Source organism: Streptomyces sp. NPDC090108 (genome assembly GCF_044747185.1).
GTDB lineage: Bacteria > Actinomycetota > Actinomycetes > Streptomycetales > Streptomycetaceae > Streptomyces.
The window spans coordinates 621,688-634,830 of sequence record NZ_JBIVDQ010000004.1 but is presented as its reverse complement, the minus strand read 5'-3'; the positions used below and the strand labels follow the sequence as shown (position 1 = coordinate 634,830).

10 protein-coding genes are annotated in these 13,143 nt (G+C 73.0%); 4 read left to right on the top strand and 6 right to left on the bottom strand.

Going from position 1 to position 13,143, the window contains the following annotated elements; translation table 11 throughout:
• Positions 1 to 9: 9 nt before the first annotated feature.
• From ACIPRD_RS17595 to ACIPRD_RS17575, 5 genes are all read right to left on the bottom strand, one after another.
• Positions 10 to 852, bottom strand: a complete 843-nt coding sequence (locus ACIPRD_RS17595) for a nitrilase-related carbon-nitrogen hydrolase (RefSeq protein ID WP_401563951.1) — start codon at positions 850 to 852, stop codon at positions 10 to 12.
• A 201-nt stretch (positions 853 to 1,053) separates the two neighbouring features.
• Entirely contained in the window at positions 1,054 to 2,670 is a 1,617-nt protein-coding gene (locus tag ACIPRD_RS17590) for a PucR family transcriptional regulator (protein ID WP_401563949.1), read from the bottom strand.
• 361 nt (positions 2,671 to 3,031) lie between these two features.
• A complete protein-coding gene (locus ACIPRD_RS17585; RefSeq protein WP_401564203.1) occupies positions 3,032 to 4,282 on the bottom strand; it encodes an aspartate aminotransferase family protein in 1,251 nt (416 codons plus the stop codon).
• 29 nt (positions 4,283 to 4,311) lie between these two features.
• The gene (locus ACIPRD_RS17580) at positions 4,312 to 5,154 is read right to left on the bottom strand and encodes a nitrilase-related carbon-nitrogen hydrolase (RefSeq protein ID WP_356399522.1); all 843 of its coding nucleotides are present in this window, start codon (positions 5,152 to 5,154) and stop codon (positions 4,312 to 4,314) included.
• Between the two features lie 243 nt (positions 5,155 to 5,397).
• On the bottom strand, positions 5,398 to 5,649 hold the full coding sequence (locus ACIPRD_RS17575) for a helix-turn-helix transcriptional regulator (protein ID WP_356399524.1): 252 nt from the start codon (positions 5,647 to 5,649) through the stop codon (positions 5,398 to 5,400).
• A gap of 63 nt (positions 5,650 to 5,712) precedes the next feature.
• On the opposite strand from ACIPRD_RS17575, the gene map reads away from it, so the two are divergent.
• A complete protein-coding gene (gene map / locus ACIPRD_RS17570) occupies positions 5,713 to 6,477 on the top strand; it encodes a type I methionyl aminopeptidase (RefSeq protein ID WP_401563946.1) in 765 nt (254 codons plus the stop codon).
• Between the two features lie 807 nt (positions 6,478 to 7,284).
• Positions 7,285 to 9,873 carry an ATP-dependent Clp protease ATP-binding subunit gene (locus tag ACIPRD_RS17565; protein WP_401563944.1) on the top strand — a complete coding sequence of 863 codons (2,589 nt, stop codon included), beginning with the start codon at positions 7,285 to 7,287 and terminating at the stop codon, positions 9,871 to 9,873.
• 139 nt (positions 9,874 to 10,012) lie between these two features.
• On the opposite strand, the gene ggt is transcribed toward ACIPRD_RS17565, so the two are convergent.
• Positions 10,013 to 11,812: a gamma-glutamyltransferase gene (gene ggt, locus ACIPRD_RS17560; RefSeq protein WP_401563941.1), complete on the bottom strand. Its 1,800-nt coding sequence runs from the start codon at positions 11,810 to 11,812 to the stop codon at positions 10,013 to 10,015.
• A 143-nt stretch (positions 11,813 to 11,955) separates the two neighbouring features.
• Here ggt and ACIPRD_RS17555 point away from each other — a divergent pair, with 143 nt between their 5' ends.
• Positions 11,956 to 12,804: a hypothetical protein gene (locus ACIPRD_RS17555; RefSeq protein WP_401563938.1), complete on the top strand. Its 849-nt coding sequence runs from the start codon at positions 11,956 to 11,958 to the stop codon at positions 12,802 to 12,804.
• Positions 12,805 to 12,924: 120 nt separating this feature from the next.
• Complete coding sequence (locus ACIPRD_RS17550) at positions 12,925 to 13,143, top strand: hypothetical protein (protein WP_356399534.1); 219 nt, start codon at positions 12,925 to 12,927, stop codon at positions 13,141 to 13,143.

Here is a 13,143-nt window from a genome sequence, read left to right as displayed (position 1 = left end):
CGGTACGGGTCAGGGTGCGGTCAGCGGCTCGTAGGTGCCCGGCTCGCGGTCGCGGTAGAACTGCCAGCGGTCGCGCACCTCGCGGAGCTTGGCCATGTCCAGGTCGCGGACGACGAGTTCGGTCTCCTTGTCGCTCGCCACCTCACCGACGAACTGGGCCTCGGGGTCCACGAAGTAGGTGGTGCCGTAGAAGTCGTTGTCGCCGAGGTCCTCCACGCCGACCCGGTTGATGGCGCCGACGAAGTACTCGTTGGCGACGGCCGCGGCGGGCTGCTCCAGCTGCCACAGGTAGCGGGACAGGCCGCGCGAGGTGGCCGAGGGGTTGAAGACGATCTCGGCGCCGGCCAGGCCCAGCGCCCGCCAGCCCTCGGGGAAGTGGCGGTCGTAGCAGATGTAGACGCCGATCTTCCCGACGGCCGTGTCGAAGACGGGCCAGCCGCTGTTGCCCGGGCGGAAGTAGAACTTCTCCCAGAAGCCCTGGACCTGGGGGATGTGGGTCTTGCGGTACTTGCCCAGGTAGGAGCCGTCCGCGTCGATGACGGCGGCGGTGTTGTAGAGGACGCCCGGCTGCTCCTCCTCGTACATGGGCAGCACGAGGACGATGCCCAGTTCCCGGGCGAGAGCCTGGAAGCGCTGGACGGTCGGGCCCTCCGGGATCTGCTCGGCGTACTCGTAGAAGGCCTTGTCCTGGACCTGGCAGAAGTAGGGGCCGTAGAACAGCTCCTGGAAGCACAGGACCTGGGCGCCCTGGGCGGCGGCGTCACGGACCGCCTGCTCATGGACCTGGATCATGGATTCCTTGTCGCCGGTCCAGGCTGTCTGGAACAGGGCGGCACGGATCACTCGGCTCATCGGATCCTCCGGCGGGTCGGTGTGCGGGGGCCGGCTCCGGAGGCCGTGAACGGCTCCTCCGGTGCCCTCTCCTGGAGCCTAGGAAGGCCGGAGGACCGCGCTGAGTGGCAGCGTGTCACGTCTGCGGGCGCCCGGCGTGCCACCGTGTCACGTGTCCGCGGAACCATGTTTCACCGCCGTTCTCCGGGGAGTTCCTGTGTGTCAGCGCTGTTGCGCGTCGTGCGCGAGCAGGGCGATGTGCACCGAGGCCGCCTGCTCGAAGTCGTCGAGGTCGATGCCGAGCCGGGTCTGTATCGCCTCCAGGCGGCGGTAGAGCGCCGGCCGGGAGACATGGTGGAGCTGGGCGGTACGGGACTTGTTGCGGCCGGTGGCGAGGTAGGTGCGCAGCACGTTCAGCAGCTCCGGGTCCCCCTCGCACAACAGGCCGTCCAGCTCCCGCTCGGCGAAGGACTGCACCTGCGGGTCGTCCCTGAGTAGCCGGATCAGGCCGCGCAGATGGACGTCCCGCAGCCGTACGACGGCGGGCAGGTCGACGGCGGCGGAGCCGGTCACGGCGTCGGCGACGTGCCGGGCCTCGCGCAGCCCCGCGGGCACCCCGTCCCAGTCGGTGCACGCGTCCGCGGCGGCCACCAGCGCCGAGGACCCGCCGGTCTCGGTGCGCAGGCGGGCCGCGAAGTGCGCGGTGAGCGCCTCGGCGTGCTGGTCCCGGGCGAGGCTGAGCAGGACCGCGGTGGCCCCGTCGGCCAGTTCGGCGACGAGTCCGGACATCCCCAGCACGCGCAGGACACGGTCCAGGCCTCCGGGGTCGCCGCCCGGCACGACGAGCGGCACGAACGTGCGCCGGTTGACCGGGAGTCCGGCCGCGCGGGCCCTCGGCAGCAGCTGCCGGGCGGGTACGACCCCGGAGACGAGGTCGGTCAGCAGGCTCTGCGCGGACTGTTCCTCCCAACTGCGCGCGTGGTCCCCGCCGAGCATGCGGTGCAGGACCAGGGCCTCGGCCGCGCGGTCGGCGAGCAGCCGTCCGGTGGCCGCGTCACCGCGGTATCCGCACAGCAGCAGGCGGCCCCAGAGCTCCCCGCGCCCGCCCAGTTCGGCACGGATCCAGCCGTCGCCCTCGCCGCCTCCCCCGGCGCCCGACAGGCCCGGGTGGTGCCCCCATGCCTGCCGGGCGATCCGCTCCCAGTCGCGCAGCACGTCGTCCACCGCGGACCGCTCCCCCGCCGTGGCGAGGACCCGGTGGGCGAGGTTGGTGACGACGACCGGACAGCCGCTGTGCTGGGCGATCCAGTCGAGCAGCGCCTGCAATGGCGCTCCGGCGGTGATCAGCCCGGTGAGGCCGGTGCGGACCGCCTCCGACAGACTCACGGCCGCGAACTTGCTCCGGACCAGGCGGGACTGGACCTCCTCGGTGAGCTCCGCGAAGGGGAACGGCCGGTGCAGGACGACCAGGGGCAGCCCGCACCGCTCGGCCGCCCGGCGCATCACCTCGGGCGGCGCGGGGAAGGCCCGCCCGAGTCCGAGGACGACGGCGGCGGCCTCCGCGTGGTGCAGGGACCGGATGTACTCGGCCTGCTTGGCCTCGTCGCCGGCGAGCAGCACACCGGTGGTGAGCACCATCTCGCCGCCGCTGAGCATCACCCCGACGTCGGCCGCCTCGGCGACGTGCACCCAGCGCACGGGCCGGTCGAGCTGCCCGGCCCCGGCCACCACCTCGGGCTCGCCGGCGAGCACCCGCTCCAGGGTCAGCACCTGCCGGACGGAGAGAGCGGCGTCCGGGGACCGCGGGCCCGGTTGCCGGGGGACGGAAGCGAAGACCATGGCCGTATCCCTTGCTCGGATGGTGCTGGGGCCCCGCGCCGCCGGTGCGGGGCGCGGGGCTGTTTCGCTGTACGGCTCACGGCCGCTGCCGCGTACGACTCGCTGCCGCGGTGCGACCGCTGCCGCCGTACGACCGGCTGCCGCCGTGCGACCCGCCGCGGCGGTACGACCGCTGCCGCCGTGCGACTCGCCGTGTCGTGAGTGCCGGCGGGTACGACGGTCTCGGGGGCGGGCGACGGCGGGACGCGGCCCGGCCCTCCCCGCGAGGCCTCGGAGCGTGCGCCGCAGGGTGCTCACACGTGCTCCGCGGGGTACGGGCGAAGCCTCGGCGGGGAGGGCGCGGCGCATGCTCCGCGGGGCGCTAGTACGCGCTCCTCAGCGCGCGTTCGAGGATCGCGGCGCCCTCCTCGGCCTCGGCGACGGTCAGGGACAGCGGCGGGGCGATACGCAGGGCGCTGCTGTCGTGGCCGCCGCCCTTGCCGATCAGCAGGCCGCCGTCGCGGGCCGCCTCCAGGACGGTGGCGGCCGCCCGCGGATCGGCCTCGTCGGTGCCGGGCCGTACCAGTTCGATCCCGATCATCAGGCCGCGGCCGCGGACCTCCCGCACCCCGGGGAGCCGGGCGGCCGCCGCGCGCAGCCGTTCGATGAGCAGGCCGCCGACGCGCCGGGCGTTGCCCTGGAGGTCGTGCTCCAGGAGATAGGTGAGGTTGGCGAGTCCGGCGGCCATGGTGATCTGGGTGCCGCCGAAGGTCGAGATGCTGTTGGCGTCCAGGCAGTTCATGATCTCGGAGCGGGCGATCACCCCGCCGATGGACATGCCGTTTCCGATGCCCTTGGCGAAGGTGACGATGTCCGGCGGCCCGTTGCGCCCGTGTGCCTGCCAGCCCCAGAAGTGGTCGCCGGTGCGCCCCCAGCCGGTCTGGACCTCGTCGGCGATCCACAGGATGCCCTGTTCGTCCAGCACTTCACGGAACGCCGCGTACAGCCCGTCGGGCGGCGAGGTGAAGCCGCCGACGCCCTGGACGGGTTCGGCGATCAACGCGGCGGGCGGGCGGGTCTGGCCGAGCAGGTCCCTGAGATCCGCGACGCAGGCGTCGGTGAAGGCGCGGTCGTCGAGTTCGGCGAACGGGCCCCGGTGGCGGACGCCGCCGTGGACGTAGAGGGTCTGGAGCGGGGACAGCGAGGTCGGGGACCAGCTGCGGTTCCCGGTGATGCCGACCGCGCTGAAGGACCGGCCGTGATAGCTGTTGCGCATGGCCAGGAGGGTGTTGCTGCGCCGGTGGGTGGTGGCGAGCAGCAGGGCGGTGTCGTTGGCCTCGGTGCCGGAGGTGGTGAAGAAGACCCTGGCGTCCGGGATGCCGCTCAACTGGGCGATCCGCTCGGCGAGATCGACCATGGGGCGGTTGAGGTAGAGGGTCGAGGAGTGGATGATCCGGGCGGCCTGCTCGCTGACCGCCTTGGTCACCTCGGGCAGGGCGTGCGCGGTCATGGTGGTGAGGATGCCGCCGAAGAAGTCCAGGTAGCGGTTGCCCTCGGAGTCCCAGACGTGGCGGCCCTCGCCGTGGGCGATCTCCATCGGCCGGTCGTAGTAGAGGGCGAGCCAGTCGGGCATGACCTTGCGGTGGCGGTCGTAGAGGTCGTTCACGGCTGCACCAGCCCTTCGTAGGCGTCGGGGCGGCGGTCGCGGTAGAACGCCCACTGCTGCCGCACTTCCTCGATGAGGTCGAAGTCCAGGTCGCGGACGAGGAGTTCCTCGGCCTTGTCGTCGGCGACGTCACCGACGAACCGGCCGCGGGGGTCCACGAAGTACGAGGTGCCGTAGAAGTCGTTGTCGCCGTACTCCTCCTGGCCCACCCGGTTGATGGCGGCGACGAAGTACTCGTTGGCGACGGCCGCGGCGGGCTGTTCCAGCTGCCAGAGGTGGGCGGACAGGCCGCGGTGGGTGGCGGACGGGTTGTACACCAACTGGGCTCCGTTGAGTCCCAGTTGCCGCCAGCCTTCCGGGAAGTGCCGGTCGTAGCAGATGTAGACGCCTACCTTGCCGACGGCCGTGTCGAAGACGGGCCAGCCGAGGTTGCCGGGTTTGAAGTAGTACTTCTCCCAGAAGCCCTTGACCTGCGGGATGTGATGCTTGCGGTACTTGCCGAGGTAGGTGCCGTCGGCGTCGATGACGGCCGCGGTGTTGTAGTAGAAGCCGGACCCCTCGATCTCGAAGACCGGGGCGACGATCACCATGCCGGTCTCCCGCGCCAGCTCCCGCATGCGCCGCACGGTCGGCCCGTCGGGCACCGGCTCGGCCCAGCGGTAGTGCTCCGGTTCCTGGACCTGGCAGAAATAGGGAGCGTTGAAGACTTCCTGGAATCCGATGATCCTCGCGCCCCGGCGTGCGGCCTCGCGGGCGTGCTCCTCGTGTTTCGCGATCATGGACTCGGTGTCGCCGGTCCAGGTGGCCTGAACCAGTGCGGCACGTACGACGTTGGCCATGAGCTGCTCCTTCGACGCGACGTCCGAGCCTCCACGGCCATGGAAACGGGCCCGTAGAGGGACGAAATTAAGCCTCTCGGGAGCCCTTGCCAAGACCATCGTCGTGAACCCGCTGAGTCGATCGCGTTTCGCACCCCAGTGGGTGAGTGGGCACGGGAGCCGGCCGGGGCGGCGGACGCGGCGGAACGGCGGCGGGCGCGGGGAACGACGGCGGACTCGTCGGAACGGCAGCGAACGCGCGGCTCAGACCGGCACGAGCGCGCAGCGGGCGACCAGCTCGTCCAGGGACAGCCCCAGCACGCCCGCGAGGGCGGCGACGGTGAAGAGGGCCGGAGTCGGCGCCCGGCCCGTCTCGATCTTGCGGAGGGTCTCGGCCGAGACGCCCGCCTCGGCGGCGACCTCGGCCATGCTCCGGCCGCCGCGCGCCTCGCGCAGCAGCAGCCCGAGCCGCTCGCCGCGTTCGCGCTCTTCGGGGGTGAGGGGGGTGCGCACCATGGCGCCCATTCTAATACCGCCTCCCCGTCTCGACCCCATTATTATACCGGTATAGTAATTGGCATGGTGGAACTGAAGACGGATCTCTCGATCGACGCGATGCATGCGGCCGGCCAGGTCGTCGGGCGGGCCCTGGCGGCCGTACGGGAGGCCGCGCACGTCGGCGTCTCCCTGCTGGAGCTGGACGAGGTGGCACGGGAGGTGCTGCGCGAGGCCGGGGCGACCTCACCCTTCCTCGGCTACCGGCCCTCCTTCGCGCCGACCCCGTTCCCGGCCGTCATCTGCGCCTCGGTCAACGACGCGATCGTGCACGGCATCCCGGACGGCTACCGGCTGCGCGACGGCGACCTGCTCTCCGTCGACTGCGGGGCCGTGCTGGACGGCTGGGCCGGCGACTCGGCGGTCAGCTTCACGGTCGGCCGCCCGCGCCCGGAGGACCTGCGCCTGATCGACACGGCCGAGCGGGCGCTGGCGGCGGGCATCGCGGCGGCGGTCGTCGGCAACCGGATCGGGGACATCGCGCACGCCGTCGGCCGGGTCTGCCGCACGGCCGGTTACGGCATCCCGTCGGGATTCGGCGGGCACGGCGTGGGGCGCCGCATGCACGAGGACCCCGAGGTGCCCAACGAGGGCCGGCCGGGGCGGGGCCTGCCGCTGCGCCACGGCATGGTGCTGGCGATCGAGCCGATGCTGATCGGGAGCGGGGCGGACGGGTACTACGAGGCGCCGGACGGCTGGACGCTGCGTACCGGTGACGGGTCCAGGGCGGCGCACGTGGAGCACACGGTGGCGATCACGGAGGCCGGGCCGAGAATCCTGACGGGCTGATCGACGCCCTCGTCTCCCACCCACCCGCCCGTCTCGGCCCGCCGAGGAGTTCCCGCCACGGGGCTCCGCCCCGGCCCCCGGCCTCCTGCCAGCGCTGCGGCCCGACGCGGTGAGCGCGCTGAGCAGTGAGCACGCCTCGGCGAGAGGCCCGATGCGGCAAAGAGACGCGGCGCTTCGGCGGAAAGCCCGCACGGGGGTGCGGAGACTGGGCGAGCGGCCGGACTCGGGGAGGGGCGGGACTGCCCGATGCGAGGGGCGACGGGGGCGCGCCGCCCCAGGCGGGAGGCCGGACTCGGGGAAGCACGGGACCGCCCCACGCGAAGGGCGACAGGGACGCGGCGCCCAGGCGGAAGACCGGGCGCGGAGAGCCGCGGGACCGCCCCACGCGAGGGGCGACGGGGCGCGGGGCGACGCAGGGTTCCGGTGGAGGCCCGACCCGGGGAGGCGCGGGGCGACGCAGGGTTCCGGTGGAGCCCTGACCCGGGGAGAAGCGGGGACACCCCGCCACGAGGAGGCCGACGCGCGGCCCCGAGCGGCATCGGCGCTCCAGCGCCCGCCCCGCGCCTCGCCCCGCGCGCCTCCACGCGCCTCCACGCGCCCCGCCGGGCAGCCGCCGGGCGTCCTGCCGGCCGCCCCGCCGGCCGCCACGGCGGCCGGACCCGGTGGCGGGAGCGCCCCGCGTTCGGCCCGGGCCGGGGGCCCGGTGGGCGGACATGCCTCCGTCCGTAGTTCATGCCATCGTGGCAAGTGCAGCCAAACCCCCGCGAAACCGGCGGGGCCGCCTCTCGCCTGCGAAGGACGGAACCGATGACCAGCGGCTACCTCGGCCCGGAGGGCGGCGACCCCTTCGGAGAGTTCTTCTCACGCTCCTTCGGCGGCGCCGGCGGCCCGGGCGGGCAGCCCGGCGGCGGGCCCCGGCACATCGACATAGGCAGGCTTCTCAGCCAGCCCGCCCGCGAGCTGGTCAGAGGGGCCGCGCAGTACGCCGCCGAGCACGGCAGCCGCGACCTGGACACCCAGCACCTGCTGCGCGCCGCCCTGTCCGCCGAGCCCACCAGAAGCCTGCTGAGCCGGTCCGGCGCGGACCCCGACTCGCTCGCCACGGAGATCGACCACCGTGCGGGCCCCGTCCAGCACCCGCCGGGCGAGACGCCGCCGCCGACCTCGCTGTCGCTCACCCCCGCGGTCAAGCGGGCCCTGCTGGACGCGCACGACATGGCACGGTCCAGCGGCGCGGGATACATCGGCCCCGAGCACGTGCTGAGCGCGCTGGCGATGAACCCGGACTCCGCGGCGGGCCACATCCTGCACGCCGCCCGCTTCTCCGGGCGCCCCGCGCAGCCCGAGACCCCGGAGGCCACCGGGACCCAGGCGCGCCAGGACCGGCCGCGCCCCACCACCACACCGACGCTCGACAAGTACAGCCGTGACCTGACCGAGCTGGCCCGGCAGGGCCGCATCGACCCCGTCATCGGCCGGGACACCGAGATCGAGCAGACCATCGAGGTGCTGTCCCGGCGCGGCAAGAACAACCCCGTGCTGATCGGTGAGGCGGGCGTCGGCAAGACGGCCGTCGTGGAGGGCCTCGCGCAGCGCATCGCGGACGGCGACGTGCCGGACGGGCTGGCCGGGCGCAGGGTCGTGGCCCTGGACCTGACGGCGGTCGTCGCGGGCACCCGCTACCGGGGCGACTTCGAGGAGCGGCTGAACAACATCGTGGAGGAGATCCGCGCGCACTCCGACCGGCTGGTCGTCTTCATCGACGAACTGCACACCGTCGTCGGAGCCGGGCAGGGCGGAGAGGGCGGCACCCTGGACGCCGGCAACATCCTCAAGCCGGCCCTCGCGCGCGGCGAGCTGCACATCGTGGGCGCGACGACGCTGGGCGAGTTCCGGCGGATCGAGAAGGACGCGGCGCTGGCCCGCCGCTTCCAGCCGGTCATGGTGCCGGAGCCGACCCCCGAGGACGCGATCGAGATCCTGCGCGGCCTGCGCGACCGCTACGAGGCCCACCACCAGGTGCGCTACACGGACGCGGCGCTGGTCGCCGCCGTGGAGCTGTCCGACCGCTATCTCACCGACCGCCGGCTGCCGGACAAGGCGATCGACCTGATCGACCAGGCCGGCGCGCGGGTGCGGCTGGGCGCGCGGACGAAGGGCACGGACGTGCGCACGATGGAGCGCGACATGGAGGCGCTCGTCCGGGACAAGGACCAGGCGGTCGCGGACGAGCAGTACGAGCAGGCGACCCAGCTGCGGGACCGGATCGTCGAGCTGAAGCAGCGGATCACCGACGCGACCGACGACGGTCAGGCCGACGAGGGACAGAACCTGGAGGTCACGGCGGAGGCCATCGCCGAGGTGGTGTCGCGTCAGACCGGTGTGCCGGTCAGCCGGCTGACCCAGGAGGAGAAGGAGCGGCTGCTGGGTCTGGAGGAGCATCTGCGGCAGCGGGTGGTCGGCCAGGACGAGGCGGTGAACGTGGTGGCGGACGCCGTACTGCGCTCCCGTGCCGGTCTCGCGAGCCCGTCGCGGCCGATCGGCAGCTTCCTCTTCCTCGGCCCCACCGGCGTCGGCAAGACCGAGCTGGCCCGCGCGCTCGCGGAGGACCTGTTCGGCAGCGAGGACCGCATGGTGCGCCTGGACATGAGCGAGTACCAGGAGCGGCACACCGTCTCCCGGCTGGTCGGGGCCCCGCCCGGGTACGTCGGGCACGAGGAGGCGGGGCAGCTCACCGAGGTGGTGCGCAGGAACCCGTACTCGCTGCTGCTGCTCGACGAGGTGGAGAAGGCGCACCCGGACGTCTTCAACATCCTGCTCCAGGTGCTGGACGACGGCCGCCTCACCGACTCCCAGGGGCGCACGGTGGACTTCACCAACACGGTCATCGTGATGACCAGCAACCTGGGTTCCGAGGTGATCACCCGGCGCGGTGCCGGGATCGGCTTCGGGCCGGGCGGCGCGGAGGCGGACGAGGAGGCGCGGCGGGAGCGGATCCTGCGGCCGCTGCGGGAGCACTTCCGGCCGGAGTTCCTCAACCGGATCGACGAGATCGTGGTCTTCCGGCAGCTCACCGGTGAGCAACTGCGCCGCATCACCGACCTGTTGCTGGAGGACACCCGTCGGCTGACGGCCGGCCAGGGCATCACGGTCGACTTCACCGACGCGGCCGTGGACTGGATCGCCGAGCGCGGCTACCAGCCCGAGTACGGCGCCCGGCCGCTGCGCCGCACCATCCAGCGCGAGGTCGACAAGCAGCTGTCCCGGCTGCTGCTGGACGGCACGATCGCCGAGGGCTCCCGGGTCACCGTGGACGTGGCGGACGGCACGCTGGACTTCCGCACCCCGGACCAGGCCCCGCCCGCCGCCGCCCGCTCCCAGGCCGACGCGGGCTGACACCGCCCGGCCCCGGCGGACCGGTCACGGCGACAGTGACGTGAGGACACCACGCCGGTCGCGCGGCCACGCCCTCGGGCGCCACCGCGCGACCGGCGTGCGCGTGTCACGGCCGGCTGTCACCGCCGGCGTGCGCGCGTCACGACGCCGGACGCACCACCATCGCCGCCCCGCCGCCGCGCCGCGTCTTCTCCGCGGCGGCCAGCCATCTGCCGTCGGGAAGCCGCTGGACGCCGGTCGCGGCGCCGATCTCGGGGTTGAGGGTGAAGCTGTGCCCGAGGGCCTCCAGCCGGGCCCGCGTGGCGCTGTCGTACAGGCCGGGTTCGAGTTCGGTGCGGGCCGCGTTGCGCTGGCTGGCGCGCGGGGCGGCGATGGCGTCGACCAGCGGCAGGTGCCGGTCGAGGAAGCCGGTCAGGGTCTGCAGCACGGTGGTGATGATGGTGGCGCCGCCGGGCGAGCCGACCGCCACGACCGGCCTGTCGTGCCGGTCGAGGACGATGGTCGGGGAGATGGACGAGCGCGGCCGCTTGCCCGGTCCCGGCAGGTTCGGGTCGTGCACGGCCGGGTTGGCGGGGGCGAAGGAGAAGTCGGTCAGCTCGTTGTTGAGCAGGAAGCCCCGGCCCGGCACGGTGATGCCGCTGCCGCCGGTCTGCTCGATGGTGAGCGTGTACGAGACGACGTTGCCCCACTTGTCGGCGACGGTGAGGTGGGTGGTGTTCTCGCCCTCGTACGTCGTCGGGGCCGCCGTGCCGCCCGCGCCGCAGGCGGCGGGGTGGCGCGGGTCGCCGGGGGCGAGCGGGCTGGTGAGGACCGCGTCGTCCTTGATCAGGCAGGCGCGCGAGTCGGCGTACTTCTGCGAGAGGAGCTGCGCGGTCGGCACGTCCTCGAAGGAGGGGTCGCCGACCCAGCGTCCGCGGTCCGCGAAGGCGATGCGGCTCGCCTCGATGAAGTGGTGCAGGTACTGCGTCTCGCTCGCCTTCGCGAGGTCGGTCCGCTCCAGGATGTTGAGGGCCTCGCCGACGGTGGTGCCGCCCGAGGAGGAGGGCGCGATCGAGTACACGCCCAGACCGCGGTACGACGTCTTCGTGGGCCGCTGGAGCTTGGCCCGGTAGGCGGCGAGATCGTGCTCGGACAGCTTGCCGGGGCGGGCGTTCCAGCCGGAGGCGGGGTCCACCGGGGGCTTGTTCACGGTGGCGACGATGTCCCGGCCGAGGTCGCCGTGGTAGATCGCGCCGACCCCTTCGCGCCCGAGCCGCTCGTAGGTGCGGGCGAGGTCGGGGTTCCTGAACCGGGAGCCCGTGACGGGCAGTTGACCGCCCGGGAGGAAGAGGCGCGCGGTGTCGGGGAAGGCCCGGAACCGGGTCTCGTTGGCCCCGGTCTGCGAGCGGAAGGTCTCGTCCACGGTGAAGCCGTCGCGGGCGATCCGCTCCGCGGGCTTCAGGACCGTGCCGAGCCGCTCGCTGCCCCATCGGTTCAGCGCCGTCTGCCAGGTGGCGGGCGTGCCCGGGGTGCCGACGCTCAGGCCGCTGCTGACGGCGTCCGCGAAGGCGAGCGGTTTGCCGTTCTCCAGGAAGAGACCCGCATTCGCGGTGAGCGGCGCCGTCTCGCGTCCGTCGATGGTGTGCACCGTGCGGGACTTGGCGTCGTAGTAGACGAAGTAGCCGCCTCCGCCGATACCGGAGGAGTACGGCTCGGTGACGCCGAGGGCCGCGGCGGTGGCCACGGCCGCATCGACCGCGTTGCCGCCCTTCCTGAGCACCTCGATGCCGGCCGCCGAGGCGTCCGCGTCGACGCTGGCGACCGCGCCGCCGTAGCCGACCGCCACCGGGACCTTCTTGATCGCGCTGTCCGTCGCGGCGGGCGGTGCCGCCGCTCCCACGGACACCAGGGCGGCCGAGACCGCGAGAACCGCCAGTTTCCGCCTGCCAGGACGACCCATGCGAACCTCCCGTCGGAACCGTCCGCGCAGACTATCCAGATTACCGGGGCCCCCGACAGTACGTCTCCGCCGCCCGCCGCACGACCGTCACAGTTCGAACACCGGTGCGTACCCGCGGCCGGGGACCGCTAGCATGCGCGCCCATGAACGACGACGTGCGGAACATCGTCCTGGGGCTCATAGCGGCGGCCATCAGCGCCTCGTGCGGCTGGCTGGCCCGTACCTACCTGTGGCGGCGCAAGCTGCGCCGCAAGCAGGCCTTCTTCGGGCTGCCGGCCAACTCGGAGTCCCTGTTCGTCGTCAACCGCGACTCGGCCACCGCGGACGTGGCCGTGCACCGCTTCGACGTCTTCGCGCTGCTGGAACTGTCCGCGCTCATCAAGGACTGCGGCGCGCACCTGCGGATGGTCACGCAGGACACCGCCCAGCAGGGCTTCGGGGAGCGCACCGAGTTCTGCGTGGGCGGGCCCGCGTCGAACCGGCGGATGCTGGCGCACATGGCGACGATGCTGCCGGGCGTGCGGGTGAACACCGACGCCGAACCCGGTCCGGACCGGGCCGCCTTCCAGGTCGGCGGCGAGCACTACCGGATGGAACCGGGCGTCACGGAGTACGTCCTGCTGGCCCGGCTCTCGGCGGGCCGCCAGACCCGGCCGGTGTTCCTGTTCTGCGGCCAGCGGGCCATCACCAACCAGGCGGCCACCCGGTATCTGGCCCGCAATCACGAACGGCTCGGCCGCAAGCACGGCGCGGGCTCCTTCGTCCTGCTGCTCAAGGTGGTCAACTCCCAGGCGTACGGCCCCGACCTCGTCGAGGTGGTCGCCGACGTGACCCGGGCGGCCCAGACCCCGCTCCCGGCGGAGCCGACGCCGCCCGCGGCAGCTGCGGCACCGGCAGCACCCGCGGCCGCTCCGGAAGCGACGGAGACGCCCGCGGAACAGGGCCGTCGCCCGGCCCCCCGATCCCGCCGGGGCTCGAACACCGGATCCTGACACTCGAACATCAACAGGGCACTTCGAACAGATCCGGAAAACGTGGGAATGGGCCGCGCCAGAGGGAGAAGACGAACATACTGAGACGGAACGAGCGCATGGTTTGAGGGGGAAGTCCACATGCCCTTGTCCGGAACCCAGAAGACACGGCTGTGGCTTGCAGGGGCCAGTTCCCTCGTGGCCGTCGTGGGGCTGCTGTTCGCCACCGACACCATCGGCGGAGACCGCAACGAGTGCAGCAATCACGCCGTCTGCGGGCACGACAACAACACCACCATCGGCGACCGGCAGCCCGGCTCAGGGGACGGCCGGAACGCGGCACAGGAGCGGAAGAAGTGA